Below are 16,014 nucleotides of genomic sequence, written 5' to 3' on the forward strand. Positions count from 1 at the left end.
ATGATGAAGAATTATAAAAAAGGACTTTTCACAGCTGTCTTTTTGTCGACTATGTCATTGATGGCAGCTGAAAGTAGAATTATCCAAGTAACGACGACTTTGGATATAGATGATCTTAAATCATGTTCACTACGACAAGCAATCAGAACAGCTTATGAAAATAAAAGTTATGGAAGCTGTAATGTAGGCAATCGTTTACCTGGACAGCCTGATTATATTCAGTTAGAAAAAGGTGAATATATACTTACTCGGGGTGAGCTCAAGTTAAATTCACCAATATCTTTGTATGGTGCATTACCATTTGATGAGCAGGCTAAAGATTTATTAAAGGGAACTTTCCCGGCCCAACAGCCAATTCAGACCAGTATTAATGCACAAGGCCAGTCACGAATTTTCAATACGGTTACTTCTGGAACTACACTTGAAATTAATAATATTGCGCTAAAGAATGGTTATGCCAAGGCATCTAGTACCGATCGTGGCAATGGTGGAGCTTTATTTATTGGGGGAATACTCAAAATCTACAATTCCGCCATTCTCGATTCCAAAGCGGATAATGAGGGCGGAGCGATCTACTTTGTCGGTAGTGATAGTGAAAGAACCGTATCTCTCATTAAAACCCTGATCATGCGTAATCATGCACCACTGGGTAGTGTCTGGGCAATGGATTGTGAGCGTAAAGGACTACCAACGACCTCACCAACTAGTATCAGTCATAGCAGTATTGTCGAGAATGGTAATTATCAAACGGGAATGAGTTCCAGCACAAGCATTATTGATTATTGTGGCGCAGGCAGTATTGATATTCATGCTTCTACTATTGCTAAAAATAGGGTAGATGAAGAAGATGGTGCAATTATTCAGTTCAGCTCTCGTGCTGAAAAGCCTCTTAATGGTTTAGCTTTATTAGGTTTAGTGAGTAATACGATTGTAGAAAATGAAGCTGCTGCAACCCTCTTATATGATGATAAGGGAATGAAAGCATTTAACTCTAATATATTGGCATTTAATACCGGTCAATCCTGTAGTTATGCCTTAAATGGAGGGAATACGGCAGATCAGTCAATTAATATGATTCTGACAAATAATGCATTAGATAGTACATGTACGGTTCCGGCCGTAAAATTAATAGATGCTGCGAAAAACATCATCATCCCTGCAGCCATAGAACGTTCAGAATTGCTCTCGGATTATAAACCTGCCTCTCCATATAATATATATTTGCCACTGTATTACCCTATAGATAAAAACAGTAATACAGATTTTGTAAATGCTGGACATCTTAACTGTAGTGAAAGTGATCAGCGTGAAATTTTCCGTGTTTCGAATGGAACATTATTGCTCAATCCAGAGAATGCCAATACCTGCGATATTGGTTCTGTTGAATTGATGCGCCTAACTGCAGCGGATATACAGTCATTAAGTAATATCGCATATAGTGAAATGATTACTGTTTATGAAGATCGAATCCAGCAGCTGAAAGCTATGCTGGATGATCCTGGAAATGCACCAAGAAAATTGCAAATTCAGGCTGAACTCGATGACTTTAATTCTTTATTAACAAATACGAAAATATCTGCAAAATACCGTGCAATTTATATCGATCCATTTGAATTGGCATTACCTAAACAAATTGAAAAAGATGGTGAACTACGAAATAAACCATTTGATGCAGATCAGTATTCGATAAGTACTCAAGCCAAAGGTGTAGGAAAATTGGATGCCAGTGCTACAGGTGGAACTAACTTATTTCCTTTTGGTCCAGACGAACAACAAGTATGTGAATGGGTGCCTGAGCTGAAACGTATTATGTTTTACCGTAAGGATGGTGCTATCACACCGCCTGGTGTGAGTGAGTATTGTGTTTATACTCTTACAGAGAATCTTTCCGATAGTGAAAGAGCGAATGGTGTAGTGGCAGAAAGTTCATCGGGTGTATTAGCTGCAACCTTTAACAATATTGCACCTGTAGCTAAAAATGATATTTATACCATTCGTCCAGAAAATGATTTAAGGGTAGAAGTCAATCCATTAAGTAATGACTTCGACGATGATGGACCAATGGATAATTTAGCGCCACAATACAGGAAAACTCCAACTCATTTGGATAACACTGCAGCACCTATTCGCTTTGAAGATATTGATCCTTCATTAATCAATATGTATGCGGAACGTGAGGGAGTATGTCTGGATGGAACGACGAGTGAGAAATGTTATGGTGGTAAAATTACTTTCGAGATTAAAAATAATTTAAGTCAGTTTGATTATCCAATTAAGTATCACTATTATGATACAGAAGGTATAAAGTCAAATACTGCAACTATTATTTTAAGAAATAGCGCGAAAAATACCAATAGCGATAGCAGCGGTGGCGGTGCCATTAATATCATTGCTTTATTCGGTCTGCTTGGCATTGCAGCTTATCGTTCACGTCGTTTATTCAAGAGCTAAAGCATTATAGAAACAATAAAAAAGCCTCAATTGAGGCTTTTTTAATATCTTTTATTTTTGGCAATAATTTTAATAGTCGGGCTGGGAGAGTTAGTTTTCAGCAACTATCAAATGTTTGTTGAAATATTCTTCACGAATCACAGGGCGTTGTTCAGGCGTTGCTTTTTGCATACGTGAAGCTAACTCTTTGCGTTCATGAGAACTCATTTTCTGCCAGGTTTCGCGCATCTTTTGCTTTTCAGCTTCGGGCAGTTGGGTAAACCAGTCCATGCGCTGTTGTAAGCTTACGCTTTGCTCTGCAGGAAGTTCTTTTAAGGTCTGATAACGCTTAATTAAAGCAACCTGTTCTGCATCTGAAAGACTATTCCAGGTTTCATTGACTTGTGTATCAGCATCTTTGGAAAAAATCCAAAAACGCTCAAATCCGGCAAAGCTGGTTTGCAGAAAGCCGAATGCACAAAATGCGAGTGCTAGTTTTTTAGCTGCCATGTGGAACCTGGTCCTCACCTAAAACCATTAACATTTCTAAGTCTTCAACCATTTGGGGTGAAAGCTTAGGTACGGACACTACCTGGGTTTGAGGCTCCTCTTGGTTAGCGACATTTGGTAAAACAACAATACCTGCAATGGCAGCTGCAAGTGCAAAACCTGACATTTTGAAGAATGCAAAACGAGAATGCTTGGTCTCCTGAATTTCTTCAAGAACACGGTTCATCACAACAGGTTTGTCCTTATGCTGCTGTGCCATACCATCAAGTTTGGAAGTTACTTTTTTTAAGAAATCATCTTGATTCATTCGGATGACCCTCCCAGAAATGGATTTAAATGTGCAAGTGAGGCACGCAGACCCTGGATTGCACGGTGATAGTGAGTTTTCACACTGCCTTCGCTGCAGTTCATAATTTGTGCGGTGGTATGCGTATCAAAGCCTTCCCATGCACGAAGCATGAAAGCCTGTTGCTGACGAACAGGCAATTGGGCAATGGCTTGCTGAATTTCTTCGGCTGTAACGGCTTGATCCAGAAACTCCAATGGGGATGGCGTTGCTTCATCGACGACATCATTGAGTTCGGCATCATCGTCATCGAGCTGAACTTTTTTAAAAAATGAAAATGGCTGATTACGACGCATTTCTTTACGTCGCCAGTCCTGTAACTTGTTATTTAAAATGGTGTAAAACAGGGGATACCATTCTTCAGTGGATCGGTCTGCATAGGATTTATGCAGGGAAATAAACGCTTCCTGGACCAGATCCATGGCAATGCCATGCTGGCTTTGGGTTGCACTTTCCATCATCACCAATGCACGACCCGTCACATCTTGCATAAAATTCTTCAGGCGTGACTCGGCTGTACTCTTTAGAGTACTAGCATCTTGCGACTGAAGCTGTTTTGGCGCTAAATCCATAGAGATGGAAAATCCTGTCATTGGATACCCACCATTATTTTCAAGTACATGTCTATATAACGTTGAAAATAATGGTTTGGTTGACATTACACTTGATTATTTTTTCTAGTGTAATCTATTTTTTATGCAGGTCGCTGAGAAATAAAATAAAGTAACTTAAATGTGTGATCAGATCCGTTGACGGACCATTTCAAAGAAACAGATTGAACCTGCAATGGCAACATTCAGTGATTCCTGACCGCCTGGTTGAGGGATAGTGACGGCTTCGGCATGTTCCAGTGCATAGTCAGAAACGCCTTGACCTTCATTGCCCAGAATCCATACACAGGCCTTACGCAAATCTTTGCTATATAAGCTGCTAGAACGGTGAGAGCTGGTCACATAAACAGGAATCTTAAAGTTATTAAGCACTTCTTCTAAAGTGACATTTTCAAAACACTGTAAAGAAAAATGTGCACCCATTCCTGCACGTAATACCCGTGGAGACCAGAGCGATGCAGAACCTTTGGTGCAAATGATCTGATCAATGCCAGCCGCAGCAGCTGAGCGGAGCAAAGTACCGACATTGCCCGGATCTTGAACATTTTCAAGAATCAGTGTGTCTGCGGTGAAATCCAATGCCTGACTAGAGCTTGGAATATCCACGATCGCCATGCAGGCAATCGAAGTCCCTAATGTACTCAAGTCTTTATATAAAGATTCACCAATAACAAAAACGACACCGGTGTATTTCTGTAAAATGATCTCAAAGTCCGGATGTTGCAGGGCATGTTCGGTGGTGAAAATAGAATTGATTTTCTTGCTTTCATGAAGCCATGCAAGACAAAGGTGTGTGCCTTCAAGCACAGTTTGTCCTTGCTTTTTTCGATACGAATTCTGTTCAATCAAGCCACGCAAGTGCTTAATTTTAGGATTATCTTTAGATTCAAGGAAGATCGTTGGCATGGGAGAGAAGTCCACGGCAGTCAGCAGAACGCCAACTGCCGTTTTTAAATATTAGTTATGGTAGCTAGTGACAAGATCCACTTCGTTTTTCGAACCGATGATCACTGGAACACGCTGATGCAAGTCAGTAGGCTGGATGTCAAGAATGCGAACACGACCAGTCGTAGATGCACCACCTGCCTGTTCCATCAACATACTCATTGGATTTGCCTCATACATCAGACGTAAACGGCCAGCTTTTTTCGGATCTTTCAGGTCATATGGATACATGAAGATACCGCTACGACACAGGATACGGTGAATGTCGCCTACCATACATGCAACCCAGCGCATGTTAAAGTCTTTTTCACGAGGACCAGTTTTGCCTGCAAGAAGTTCATCGATATAACGTTTTACAGGTTCTTCCCAATGACGTTGGTTTGATGCATTAATTGCATATTCTTTAGTATCTGCAGCAACCTGAATATTTTCAGAAGTCAGCAGGAATTCCTGGGTTTCTGGATCGAAAGTGAAAAAGATTGTACCTGCACCTACAGTCAGTGCCATCATGGTAGATGGACCATACAATACATAACCGGCTGCAACCTGATTGACACCCGCTTGCATGAAGTCTTCTGCCTGAGTTACAGCATTCTTAGCAGGTAAAATCGAGAAGATGGTGCCAACACACATATTGATATCAATATTGCTTGAACCATCAAGTGGATCGAACAATACCAGGAACTGACCATTTTCCTGTGCAGGAGTGAACTCATCCAGTTCTTCAGATGCCAGACCACCTACATTTGGATGAATTTTTAATGCATCGATCAAATAGTCATTAGAGATGACATCCAGTTTTTTTTGTTCTTCGCCCTGAACGTTCTCATGCTGAGCACTGCCCAATACGCCAGCCAATGCACCTTTTTGCAGTGCTTGATCAATTGTCTTACATGTATTTGCAATTGTTTCAATCACTTGTGCAAGTTCAGGTGTGAGATTCCCAGTTTTTTGCTGTAAAAATTGGGAAAGGCTTAGGTAAGACATGTCAGAAAAACTCCGAATAAAAATTTATCAGAATGATAAAAATGTAATTGGGCTATATTTTAGATGAGAACGAGGTAAAAGAAAAATTAAACTGAGACTATTTGCTATGATTTTACACTTGCAAGTCCGCTAGAAAATGCTATGTTGATTAAAAGGAAAACATAGGTTCAGGAGCACAAATATGACAACATTAAAGTTTGATGCGACTCCTACGCCGAGCGAAGCCATTAATTTAGATGAAATTTCTGAAGATAAGATGAAGGAAGCCTGGAAGGCTTATGAGGCTAAGCCGGAGTATAAAGAGTTCAATAAACACGACATGATTGAGTCGATGCAGCATCCCGAGGACGAAGAAGCTCAACACTAAAATATTTTTCGCATTCAAAAAAAGCACTCATCAATGAGTGCTTTTTTATTTGCAGAACTGAGAACAGTTCCGGCAGTTTTATTTGAGTAGTGGTGGAACCGCTTCGTAGTTAATTTCTACACGACGGTTTTCTTTCCAGGCATTTTCGTCATGACCTGGATTCACTGGCATTTCTTTACCATAGCTCACCGCTTCAAGTTGACCTGCATTCACGCCAGTTGTTATCAGGAAGCTTTCTACCGCTTTGGCACGACGTTCACCAAGTGCCATGTTGTATTCACGTGTACCACGTTCATCGGTGTGACCTGTCAAAGCAACACGTGAATTCGCATTTGCCATCAGGAATTGGGCATGGGCTTGCAGGGTAAGAAGATCGTCATTTGACAGTTCGCTACTGTCATAGTCGAAGTGCACCACACGTTTTGCCAGGTAAGCTTTATTTTCAGCAGTCACACCTTTAGAAGATGCACCAGCCATGCTTTGTGCATTTAGTGCAGCATCTTCGCTCAAACCTTGAGTGTCGACAGTTGTTGCTGAACCTGTGCCAAGTTCACCAGTTTGCGTTTGTGTTGCCGGTTTACGGCTGGCACAGCCAGTCATCACTAGTGCAGCAGCCAGTAATGGAAGTGCGAATAATTGTACTTTTTTCATCTTCATCTCCATGAAGTTTTGAGTATGTTGAAGTAATGGATTATTTAGGTGCCCAAGCTGGTTCACGAACTTCACCTTGTTCACTTGGCAGGTTCATACGGAAACGGCCATCAAGTGACATGATCGATAGCAGCCCACGTGAACCTTCACGTGTTGCATAGACTACCATCTGACCATTTGGTGAGAAGCTTGGTGATTCATCCAGACTGGTAGGCGTGAGGATATTATTCACACCTGAATTCAAGTCTTGAATGGCAACTTTGTAATTACTTCCACTTGGACGGTGAACTAATGCCAGTTTTTTACCATCTGCGCTTAAAGTACCGCGAGCATTGAAAGCACCACGGAAAGTAAGACGCTTGGTTGCACTGTTGGCAAAATCATAACGATAGATCTGTGGTGAACCGCCGCGGTCAGAGGTAAAAATAAAAGATTTGCCATCTGGTGCATAACGCGCCTCAGTATCAATCGCTGAGTCATTTGTCAGTCGTTTTAACTGGCGAGTTTCCAGATTCATTTCATAGATTTCAGGATTGCCATGCATAGAAGCTGTAAATAGCATGCTCTTACCATCTGGGGAAAAACTTGGCGCACCATTGAGACCACGGAAGCTGGCCAATTTTTCACGTTGACCAGTTGCCAGATTTTGTAGGTAAATTGCCGGACGTTTGGTTTCAAATGAAACATAGGCAATCTTTTTCGCATCTGGTGTCCAGGCTGGGGACAGGATTGGATCACGTGAAGTCAGGATGGTTTTTGGTTGTTCACCATCGGTATCAGCAATCTGCAGGGTATAACGCTGATCAGGTGTCGCAGGATTGCGCAGTACATAAGCAATACGGCCGCTGAAATCGCCCGGAATACCGGTCAATGCCTGGAAAATGGCATCACTGATCATGTGAGCAGCTTGACGGGTGCGTGTAGCCGGTACTGTTAACAGTTCATTCAATAGATACTGTTTTTTCTCAATATCATAAAGCTGATATTGAATTTCATAAGAACCATCAGCATTGGTTTTGGATGAGCCTGTTACCACATAAGGGACACCTGCAGTCGCCCAGGCATCCGCATTCGGATTATTCAGGGTTGCTGTTGCCGGCAGGTTTTTTGAAGCACTAGTAAACTTGCCAGAACGGTTCAGGTCATTTTCCACAATCGGGTAGATGCTCTGGTCCTGACTGAATGGCACGATCGCAATCTTTGGAGCTGCTTCAGGAGCCTTGGTAATTTCAAGATGCAGTTGCGCCTGTGATTGTGTTGCAGTCAGTGTGCCCAGCGCAGCGAATATGGCAAGGCAGAGTAAGTGTTTGCGCGTTTTTTCCATCATTCGTTATTTACTCAAATCAACGGATTTATTGTGAATATGATTGCGTTACATCATCGCATGAATTTGGCTGAATGAAACCACTCAGCAATGATCAAACTGTTATAACACTGTGAAAAGTGAATATTATTTTGCCGCTTTTTGCTGAAGTTTAACTTAAAAAAATAAAAGCCATAACTGTTTTTCAGATTATGGCTTAAATTTTCATTGTGCAGTGAAGGTAGAGGTGAAACTCCGGGCTTCACGCCGTGCATCTGGATCTGATGGCATCGGGTAGGGTGCAGCAGCACGAACTGCGGCTTCTACACTGGCTTTCATGTCCGGATCGCTAGCATTCACGATCACAGAAACCACAGAACCGCTGTCACTCAGGGTAACGCGGGCAGTCGCTTTCTGACCGGAAGAACCAGTAGGCGTATCCCAGGCACGCTTGATCTTATTTTCAAAGTCGCGTTTTGCTGTAGAGGCAATCCGTTTTACTTCAGCTTTTTTCTGGGCAGCTTCTTCAGCAGCCTGTTTAGCAGCAGAAGCCTTTGCCTCAGCTTCAGCCTGTGCTTTAGCTTCGGCATCCGCTTTAGCTTTTGCATCGGCAGCAGCTTTATTTTTGGCGGCGGCATCCGCTCTAGCTTTAGCATCTGCTTCTGCCTTGCGTTTGGCCTCAGCATCGGCTTTCGCTTTTGCAGCGGTATCCGATTTTTCCTTGGCAGCGGCATCTGCTTTGGCTTTCGCGGCAGCATCAGCCTTACGTTTTGCTTCGGCATCAGCTTTCGCTTTTGCATCAGCGGCAGCTTTATTTTTCGCAGCAGTATCGGCTTTTGCCTTAGCAGCAGCTTCAGCCTTGGCTTTCGCCTGTGCATCCGCTTCCTGTTTAGCTGCTAAGTCAGCTCGCTTTTGTGCTTCTAGTTTTGCTTTTTCTGCAGCAGCTGCTTTCTGCTGAGCTTGCTGTTCTGCACGGCGGGCAGCTTCTTGTTCAGCTTTTGATTTGTTTGCAGCATCGGCTTTTGCTTTAGCAGCCGCTGCCTTGGCCTGTTCTGCAGCCTCAGCACGTTTTGCTGTTTCTGCTGCTTGTTGTTCAGTCTTGCGTTGTGCTGCTTCTGCGACTTTCGCTTCTTGTGCGGCCTTTTGAGTATCTACTTTTGGTGCCGGTGGCGTCACTGGAGGGGCAGCAGTTGGAATTACTGGGGCTGCTTCCGTAGGCTCAGCAGTCTGCGTGATCTGTTCTGCCACATTTTCATGGGCAGTTTCATCAAACTCGGTTTCTTCACGTGTGACCGGTTTTAGGTCTTCAGGATTTACCAGTACAGTTTTAATCTGTTTTGGCGGTTCCGGCGGTTTGCTCATCCCCAGATAAAGTAATCCCACCAAAGCGACTGTATGGACTCCGATCGTGAATCCAATCGCAAGCACTTTCTGCTTAGAGGGTGGCTTTTTGAAATCTTTCATAAATTACTTTATAGGGGCGGTAAGCAAGCCGACTTGTGCGAGACCGGCATCCTGTAGGGCAGACATGAGTTTCATGACTTCGCCATAAGGACGAGTCTCACTCCCATTAATCAAAACGCTAAGCTGTTTGTTCGCAGTCTGTGCTTCATTTTGTGCATTGGTCAGGACTGTTTTTAATTCATCGAGCGTTAACACATCATTTGCGTGATTTTTATCTTCTAATTTAATCGTACCATCTGCTTCTAAAGTCACGATGGCAGGGCGGTCCTCAGCTTGAATGGGATTGCTATTGGCTTGTGGCAAATCAACCTTAATACCGGTAGTAATCATAGGTGCCGTCACCATAAAAATCACCAGAAGCACCAACATCACGTCAATATAAGGCACGACGTTCATGTCACTTTTCAGTGGTTTTTTAATACGCTCAAAGCGTCCTGAACGTTGAATAGCCATTAGTCATTGTCCTGAGGCTGGCCAAGTGACTGACGTTGTAACAGGGCCACCATTTCTTCTGCGAACAGGGCACGATCAGAATAAACTGCTTCACCTTTAGCTGTGTAATGGTTGAATGCCAATACTGCTGGAATGGCAGCAAATAAACCAATTGCGGTTGCAATTAAAGCTTCCGCAATGCCTGGCGCTACAGTTGCTAGCGTGACCTGATCCATATCTGCCAGACCAATGAAAGCATTCATGATGCCCCAGACTGTACCGAACAGACCGACATAAGGCGCAACTGAACCGATACTGGCCAAGGCACCTAAGCCATTTTCCAGGCTACCCTGATCACGGCTTAAGCCCACGCGCAGAATACGTTCAGTGCCTTCAATCGACTGGGTAGTAGAGGCATTGCGTTTTTTCAGTTTAAGAAACTCACCCAGGCCCTGATAGAAAATATCTTCCAGACCAGTACGTTTAGAGTTCAGCTGAGCATTGTTATAAAGCGTATTCAGTTCAGCGCCAGACCAGAAGATCTTCTGAAAATGTTCATCTTCTGCCTGTGCTTTTTTGTAGCCCATGTAAAGCTTGGCAATCAGATACCAGCTATACAGAGATGCCAGTAAAAGAGACAGCATAACCAGTTGTACGACAGGGCTTGCTTGTAAAATAAGATCTGATACTTGTAGGGATGATGCTAACTCGGTTGCCATAGTGTTTACATGTGCCAATTCATTTTTTTAATCTTGTTCCAATTCTTTTCGAATCAGGTCGCGTATTTCATCAGGTAGGCGACGTGGACGCATATCAGCGCCGATACAGGCCAGCTCTACCTCACCCGATGCAAGCATGATTTCACCACGATAAATATTTTGTTGCAATACAAAAGATGAAGCTTTAAGTGAAACGACACTTGCAGTGACGGTAATTAAGTCATCCATCATAATAGGACGCGAATATTTCACGTTAATTTTATGTACAACAAAATTGTAATCTTTTTGATGCCAGTAGTGGCTGATGCCTGATGCACGCAGCCATTCGGTACGTGTACGTTCCATAAAGCGAATATGATTGGCGTGATAGACAATGCCACCCGCATCTGTGTCTTCAATATAAACGCGGATATTGAATTCAAATTTATTCGCCATAATGCTTTTCCATTGGTTTTACATGCAGATTAATGCTGCTTTCTGCACCTAATTTTGAGCTTAGAATTTGCCAAAATCAGGCTACAAGTCAAGTGATATCAGGCTGGGCAGTTTAGCATACTGACTTTTTTGACCAATGGCACAAGATTTCAAAGACGTGAAAAATTTTACCTGTCGGGGCGGTATTAGAGAGACTGCTAGCGATAAGAACTAATCAATTAATTTTTAAACAGTCCTGCACTGAACTGGATGATTATCACGATCGCCTTTAAAGAAAATGGATTGCGTATCGCGGTTTATGGACAGTACATAACTTGGACTATTATGAGGGTAATCACGATCTACCCAACGAATTTGAGGAAGTTGAAGTAGGGGTTGAGCGTTGACGTAAGTCACTGAAGCTTCACCATTCCAGCAGGCATTTTCGGCACAGATGGAGACATGTTTATGATGATTGACTGAAATTGTTAATTTATCTGGTGAAGAACTAGATGGGTTTTTAATACAATTTGGATGCGGGCAAAGACTTTGCAAAATTGCATTATTGCACTCCCAGACATCTTGGGCAGAAGTTATTGCAGGATATAAAATAGCGCAGGTCGCCAATAAGAACACTTTCATGACTTAATCCTCATTGAATACTTTTTTATAGTCTTAGAAGGCTTTGTTGCACAAACCTATCTGTAAAGGCTTTTTTAGCGATATAATTTTCAAATGAAGAAGCCTACACACAAAATCTACCGCACAACCAATTGGCCCGCATATAACCGAGCACTCATGAGTCGCGGAAATATTGCCATTTGGTTTGATCCTGCTACGCAATGGTATGCTCCATCAAAAGGCAAACAAGGGCGAAATCAAACCTACTCCGACGCAGCCATCCAATGCTGCTTAATGATTAAATCCTTATTTCGTCTGTCTTTACGTATGGTTACTGGCTTTGTACAAAGTCTGATTAAACTTTGCGGATTAAATTGGATAGCTCCAGATTACACCACGCTTTGTAGAAGACAAAAGCATATTGATATTGTAATCAGCTACCAAAAAAGTAGCGATGGGCTGCATCTACTCATGGACTCTACAGGCATGAAGTTTCTAGGTGAGGGCGAATGGAAACGCAAGAAACATGGATCTGAATATCGTCGCCAATGGCGTAAACTTCATATTGGTATAGATGCCAAAACCCTACAAATACGAGCAGTTCAGCTTACAACCAATAATGTCAGTGATTCACAGGTGCTTGGTGATTTACTTGATCAGATTCCACAAGATGAGCGGATTGACTCTGTTTATACCGATGGAGCTTATGACACCAAGCAATGCCGTCAGGTCATTGCAGATCGGCAAGCGCATGCGGTGATTCCACCTAGAAAAAATGCGAAACAATGGAAAGATACAAAGAGTAGCTCGCTAGAGCGAAATGAATTACTTCGAACAATTAAACGTTTAGGCAGGACACTATGGAAAAAATGGTCAGGCTATCATCGGCGAAGTTTGGTTGAAACTAAGATGCACTGCATTAAATTATTAGGAGATAAACTCAGCGCAAGGAGTTTTGGTAGCCAAGTGAATGAGATCCATGCACGTGTAGCAGTCCTTAACAGATTTACGGAATTAGGTCGCCCACTTACCCAAGTTACGCCTTAAATTTGGCTCAATTAGGGGCGCTTTGCATTTCAAATCTTTGTGCAACAAAGCCTATCGAAAGATGAAAAAATGAATGAGTCCAAAAACTAATTCATTTGGATACATCAGATTATTTCTTCTTTTTCCAGTTGGCCTGCACCTGCTCAGCCACTTTCGGATAGTCGAGGACAAAGCGAACATGACTTTCTACACCGGTTTTCAGGGTCGCATCATCCACAATGAAATTCGGGTTATGGTTTGGTGCGGCCTGATTCATATCCTGATCGGCTGGTGTTGCTCCAACAAACACAAACAGGGATGGCATCAGCTGGCCATAGTAAGCAAAATCTTCACTAGCGCTAGCATTGTTGTCTAAAACATGCAGTTTATCTTCGCCATGCACACTCGCCAATGTCGGGCGCATCAATTCAGTCAAAATTTTATCATTGGTGGTGACCGGTGCATAGGGAGAAATTTCAACCTTGACCTTGACATCGTTGGCAGCAGCATTGTGTTCCAGCATTTTCGGCAAGTCTTTTAAAATGCCTTGACGCACATCTTCACTATTGGAGCGGATGGTGCCAACCATATTGACCTGATCTGGAATGACGTTACCTGTTGTACCGCCCTGAATGCTGCCAATACTGACCACGCCCATCCCTTTAGTCAGGTCGGCTTTACGGCTGATCAGACTTTGTAAATTGGTCACCATCTGGGCAGAAGTATAGATCGGGTCTTTCCCTGCCCAAGGCATGGAGCCATGTACCTGACTGCCATTCACCTGAATACGTAAATGATCGGCACTATTTAAAATCGCACCATCTTTATAGAAAATATTGCCACTTGGCATACCTGCCATGACATGCATCCCAAAAATCACTTCAGGTTTTGGATTGTTCAAGGCACCGTCGGCAATCATTTTACGTGAGCCAATCTGATCGCCATGGGTGAAATTATCAATATCTGCACCGCCTTCTTCAGCTGGCTGGAATACAAACACCACTGTTCCTGCAATCTTGTCCTTGTTAGCGGCCAGAACTTTGGCAGCACCTAGGAGCATGGCAGTATGTGCGTCATGACCGCAGGCATGCATTACATGGGTTTCTTTGCCCTGATAAATCGCTTTTTGCTTGCTGGCGAATGATACTGGTGCAGTTTCCTGGATGGGTAAGGCATCCATATCTGCACGCAGGGCCATGACTGGACCCGGTTTTGCACCTTTCAAAACTCCAATCACACCAGTCTTGGCATAACCTTTGCGGACCTCAATACCATAGGACTTCAGTTCCCTTTGCACCAGTTCGGAGGTTTTAAATTCCATATTGCCCAGTTCAGGATGCTGGTGGATATGCTGGCGTAACTTGATGGTATGAGCTTCAGCTTTCTGCACAGAATTATCAATCCAGTCTGCCAGACTCATCTGACTGGCAAACGCAAGTGGAAGACAAAGGCAAAGCTGCTTATACATATTCATATCTGGGGAGAACCTTAAGAATCGGAGATGATTAAATGGATATCCTAGAATGGCAGACTGGCTTTAAATTAACCAAAACCTGCACGGTATATAGTCAATACTTCTAAGGTATAAAGAGGGAGTTACCTTGCTGTTTAAGGAAATTATTCAGTAAGTTTTATTGTAATTTTATGTATCACAGGGACATGTGGTTTTTCTCTCTTCATATACCTGCTTTCTATATTGAAATTTATTCAAAGAAGTATAGATCGATCAAATGATTAAATTTTGAATATTTATGATGGGGTATGTACCAGATTGGCATTGGGATTGCATGAAGTTAGCTTGCATTAATTTTTCATGGAATTTGAACATATGTTAAAACCTTTAGCTTTGTCTCTTGCTGTTGCAGCAAGCTTTTCTTTTATTTCTGCGCATGCGGCAGCTGAAGATTTTAAAATTTTAAAACAGCTTGAAAGTAAACCAACCTTACTCAAAAGTGGCGAATATAAAGGGAATTATTATATTCCAAGCACCTTGAATACCATCACTTGGGGCTATTTACCTAACAAAGATGCCAAACCTGTGTTGACCATTCCATCAGGCAGCACTATTACCTTTGATACAGTTTCGCATGAAGGCTTGCTTGAAGACCAAGGGCGTGATGCTGAAAAGTATTTCACTTCTAAAGGTGTGAAACCTGAGCATATTTTGCCTGAAGCGAAACTAATTACAGGTTCAAAGCTGAAACACGATTTCCATAAAGACGGTCCACATATTATTACCGGACCTGTCTATGTGAAAGATGCGATGCCAGGTGATATTTTAAAAGTCGAGATTTTAAAGGTTGAGCCACGTGTGCCGTATGGTGTGATTTCGAACCGCCATGGCAAAGGCACATTGCCTGAGTTTCCTAAGCGTCAAAAGCATGATCATGCATCGCCTGCAAACCCAGAAGCCTATGGCAATGTTTCCATCTTTACTCCAATTGAAAAGAATAAAGAGGGTATTTGGGAAGGCGTTTTAAAAACCGAGTCAGGCAAAGCAATTCGTTTCCCATTGAATCCATTTATGGGCACGATGGGCGTTGCACCAAATACGAGCGACCCTGTGCATTCTGTGCCACCATCGTTCTATGGCGGTAACATTGATATTAATGATTTAACCGCAGGTGCAACGGCTTACTATCCAGTTCAAGTACCGGGTGCGTTGTTCTATACGGGTGATAGTCATTTTGTTCAAGGTGATGGTGAGGTCGCATTGACCGCACTTGAAGGTTCTGCACGTGCGACCTTTAAAATTACGGTATTAAAAGCGGGGAGTGACAAAATACCAGGTAAATCGTTGAAGCAGCCTTTGGGTGAAAATGATGAGTTTTGGATTACACCAGGTTTAGATGAAGACCTTGATGAAGCGATGCGTAAATCAACGCGTGAAGCGGTACGTTTTCTGGTTGATGAATATGGGATTTCAGAAGAAATTGCCTATGCGTATTTAAGCGCTGCGACGGATTTTGAGGTGTCTCAAGTGGTCGATAAAACCAAAGGGATTCATGCCATGATTCGTAAAGCGGACTTTAAGGAGTTTAAGAAAGAAGAAAAATAAGCAGAATAAAACTTAGAAAAAGGTTTGTGCTTTTGCCAACTGATTTAGACATGGTCAGTTGGCTTTTTCTTTTGTCACGATTTGAAAGTGTTTAGAATATAAAGAATTATTAGTCGATTTTAAATAAGAA

At 42.5% G+C, this 16,014-nt stretch carries 17 protein-coding genes; 4 read left to right on the forward strand and 13 right to left on the reverse strand.

Annotation, left to right across the window (positions count from 1 at the left end; all coding sequences use genetic code 11):
• Complete coding sequence (locus F955_RS05450) at positions 1 to 2,451, forward strand: CSLREA domain-containing protein (protein ID WP_004892162.1); 2,451 nt, start codon at positions 1 to 3, stop codon at positions 2,449 to 2,451.
• Between the two features lie 90 nt (positions 2,452 to 2,541).
• On the opposite strand, the gene F955_RS05455 is transcribed toward F955_RS05450, so the two are convergent.
• From F955_RS05455 to F955_RS05475, 5 genes are all read right to left on the reverse strand, one after another.
• Entirely contained in the window at positions 2,542 to 2,940 is a 399-nt protein-coding gene (locus F955_RS05455; RefSeq protein ID WP_004892165.1) for a DUF3106 domain-containing protein, read from the reverse strand.
• Positions 2,930 to 3,247, reverse strand: coding sequence for a hypothetical protein (locus tag F955_RS05460; protein ID WP_004815094.1), 318 nt, complete (start codon positions 3,245 to 3,247; stop codon positions 2,930 to 2,932). Before F955_RS05460 ends, F955_RS05455 begins: the two co-directional genes overlap by 11 nt.
• Positions 3,244 to 3,858, reverse strand: coding sequence for an RNA polymerase sigma factor (locus F955_RS05465; RefSeq protein WP_004815096.1), 615 nt, complete (start codon positions 3,856 to 3,858; stop codon positions 3,244 to 3,246). The genes F955_RS05460 and F955_RS05465 overlap by 4 nt, the downstream gene beginning before the upstream one ends.
• 168 nt (positions 3,859 to 4,026) lie before the next feature.
• Entirely contained in the window at positions 4,027 to 4,803 is a 777-nt protein-coding gene (locus F955_RS05470) for a TrmH family RNA methyltransferase (protein ID WP_004892167.1), read from the reverse strand.
• A 51-nt stretch (positions 4,804 to 4,854) separates the two neighbouring features.
• Positions 4,855 to 5,829: a class 1 fructose-bisphosphatase gene (locus tag F955_RS05475; protein WP_004892169.1), complete on the reverse strand. Its 975-nt coding sequence runs from the start codon at positions 5,827 to 5,829 to the stop codon at positions 4,855 to 4,857.
• 181 nt (positions 5,830 to 6,010) lie between these two features.
• On the opposite strand from F955_RS05475, the gene F955_RS05480 reads away from it, so the two are divergent.
• The gene (locus F955_RS05480; RefSeq protein WP_004815102.1) at positions 6,011 to 6,196 is read left to right on the forward strand and encodes an NF038105 family protein; all 186 of its coding nucleotides are present in this window, start codon (positions 6,011 to 6,013) and stop codon (positions 6,194 to 6,196) included.
• Between the two features lie 78 nt (positions 6,197 to 6,274).
• On the opposite strand, the gene pal is transcribed toward F955_RS05480, so the two are convergent.
• From pal to F955_RS05515, 7 genes are all read right to left on the reverse strand, one after another.
• Positions 6,275 to 6,847, reverse strand: a complete 573-nt coding sequence (gene pal, locus F955_RS05485) for a peptidoglycan-associated lipoprotein Pal (protein WP_004815103.1) — start codon at positions 6,845 to 6,847, stop codon at positions 6,275 to 6,277.
• 40 nt (positions 6,848 to 6,887) lie between these two features.
• Positions 6,888 to 8,171, reverse strand: a complete 1,284-nt coding sequence (gene tolB, locus F955_RS05490) for a Tol-Pal system beta propeller repeat protein TolB (protein WP_026056787.1) — start codon at positions 8,169 to 8,171, stop codon at positions 6,888 to 6,890.
• Positions 8,172 to 8,375: 204 nt separating this feature from the next.
• On the reverse strand, positions 8,376 to 9,614 hold the full coding sequence (gene tolA, locus F955_RS05495) for a cell envelope integrity protein TolA (protein WP_004892176.1): 1,239 nt from the start codon (positions 9,612 to 9,614) through the stop codon (positions 8,376 to 8,378).
• Between the two features lie 3 nt (positions 9,615 to 9,617).
• Entirely contained in the window at positions 9,618 to 10,067 is a 450-nt protein-coding gene (gene tolR / locus F955_RS05500) for a protein TolR (RefSeq protein WP_004815110.1), read from the reverse strand.
• A complete protein-coding gene (gene tolQ / locus F955_RS05505) occupies positions 10,067 to 10,765 on the reverse strand; it encodes a protein TolQ (protein ID WP_004892180.1) in 699 nt (232 codons plus the stop codon). The genes tolR and tolQ overlap by 1 nt, the downstream gene beginning before the upstream one ends.
• A gap of 27 nt (positions 10,766 to 10,792) precedes the next feature.
• Positions 10,793 to 11,200 (reverse strand): tol-pal system-associated acyl-CoA thioesterase, encoded by a 408-nt coding sequence (gene ybgC, locus F955_RS05510; protein ID WP_004892182.1) that lies wholly within the window; start codon positions 11,198 to 11,200, stop codon positions 10,793 to 10,795.
• Positions 11,201 to 11,425: 225 nt separating this feature from the next.
• Positions 11,426 to 11,821 (reverse strand): hypothetical protein, encoded by a 396-nt coding sequence (locus F955_RS05515; RefSeq protein WP_004892185.1) that lies wholly within the window; start codon positions 11,819 to 11,821, stop codon positions 11,426 to 11,428.
• A 93-nt stretch (positions 11,822 to 11,914) separates the two neighbouring features.
• Between F955_RS05515 and F955_RS05520 the strand changes: the two genes are divergently transcribed.
• Positions 11,915 to 12,847 (forward strand): IS5 family transposase, encoded by a 933-nt coding sequence (locus F955_RS05520; protein WP_008302424.1) that lies wholly within the window; start codon positions 11,915 to 11,917, stop codon positions 12,845 to 12,847.
• A 109-nt stretch (positions 12,848 to 12,956) separates the two neighbouring features.
• Here F955_RS05520 and F955_RS05525 read toward each other — a convergent pair whose 3' ends face one another.
• Positions 12,957 to 14,294, reverse strand: coding sequence for an amidohydrolase (locus F955_RS05525; protein ID WP_167539040.1), 1,338 nt, complete (start codon positions 14,292 to 14,294; stop codon positions 12,957 to 12,959).
• Between the two features lie 360 nt (positions 14,295 to 14,654).
• Here F955_RS05525 and F955_RS05530 point away from each other — a divergent pair, with 360 nt between their 5' ends.
• A complete protein-coding gene (locus F955_RS05530; protein WP_004892192.1) occupies positions 14,655 to 15,884 on the forward strand; it encodes an acetamidase/formamidase family protein in 1,230 nt (409 codons plus the stop codon).
• Positions 15,885 to 16,014: the final 130 nt, after the last annotated feature.

It is taken from the genome of Acinetobacter schindleri CIP 107287, assembly GCF_000368625.1.
GTDB classification, from domain to species: Bacteria; Pseudomonadota; Gammaproteobacteria; order Pseudomonadales; family Moraxellaceae; genus Acinetobacter; species Acinetobacter schindleri.

Coding starts and splice junctions, on each gene's coding strand:
- F955_RS05450 (WP_004892162.1), top strand. CDS start 1: ATGATGAAGAATTATAAAAAAGGACTTTTCACAGCTGTCTTTTTGTCG.
- F955_RS05455 (WP_004892165.1), bottom strand. CDS start 2,940: ATGGCAGCTAAAAAACTAGCACTCGCATTTTGTGCATTCGGCTTTCTG.
- F955_RS05460 (WP_004815094.1), bottom strand. CDS start 3,247: ATGAATCAAGATGATTTCTTAAAAAAAGTAACTTCCAAACTTGATGGT.
- F955_RS05465 (WP_004815096.1), bottom strand. CDS start 3,858: ATGGATTTAGCGCCAAAACAGCTTCAGTCGCAAGATGCTAGTACTCTA.
- F955_RS05470 (WP_004892167.1), bottom strand. CDS start 4,803: ATGCCAACGATCTTCCTTGAATCTAAAGATAATCCTAAAATTAAGCAC.
- F955_RS05475 (WP_004892169.1), bottom strand. CDS start 5,829: ATGTCTTACCTAAGCCTTTCCCAATTTTTACAGCAAAAAACTGGGAAT.
- F955_RS05480 (WP_004815102.1), top strand. CDS start 6,011: ATGACAACATTAAAGTTTGATGCGACTCCTACGCCGAGCGAAGCCATT.
- pal (WP_004815103.1), bottom strand. CDS start 6,847: ATGAAAAAAGTACAATTATTCGCACTTCCATTACTGGCTGCTGCACTA.
- tolB (WP_026056787.1), bottom strand. CDS start 8,171: ATGGAAAAAACGCGCAAACACTTACTCTGCCTTGCCATATTCGCTGCG.
- tolA (WP_004892176.1), bottom strand. CDS start 9,614: ATGAAAGATTTCAAAAAGCCACCCTCTAAGCAGAAAGTGCTTGCGATT.
- tolR (WP_004815110.1), bottom strand. CDS start 10,067: ATGGCTATTCAACGTTCAGGACGCTTTGAGCGTATTAAAAAACCACTG.
- tolQ (WP_004892180.1), bottom strand. CDS start 10,765: ATGGCAACCGAGTTAGCATCATCCCTACAAGTATCAGATCTTATTTTA.
- ybgC (WP_004892182.1), bottom strand. CDS start 11,200: ATGGCGAATAAATTTGAATTCAATATCCGCGTTTATATTGAAGACACA.
- F955_RS05515 (WP_004892185.1), bottom strand. CDS start 11,821: ATGAAAGTGTTCTTATTGGCGACCTGCGCTATTTTATATCCTGCAATA.
- F955_RS05520 (WP_008302424.1), top strand. CDS start 11,915: ATGAAGAAGCCTACACACAAAATCTACCGCACAACCAATTGGCCCGCA.
- F955_RS05525 (WP_167539040.1), bottom strand. CDS start 14,294: ATGTATAAGCAGCTTTGCCTTTGTCTTCCACTTGCGTTTGCCAGTCAG.
- F955_RS05530 (WP_004892192.1), top strand. CDS start 14,655: ATGTTAAAACCTTTAGCTTTGTCTCTTGCTGTTGCAGCAAGCTTTTCT.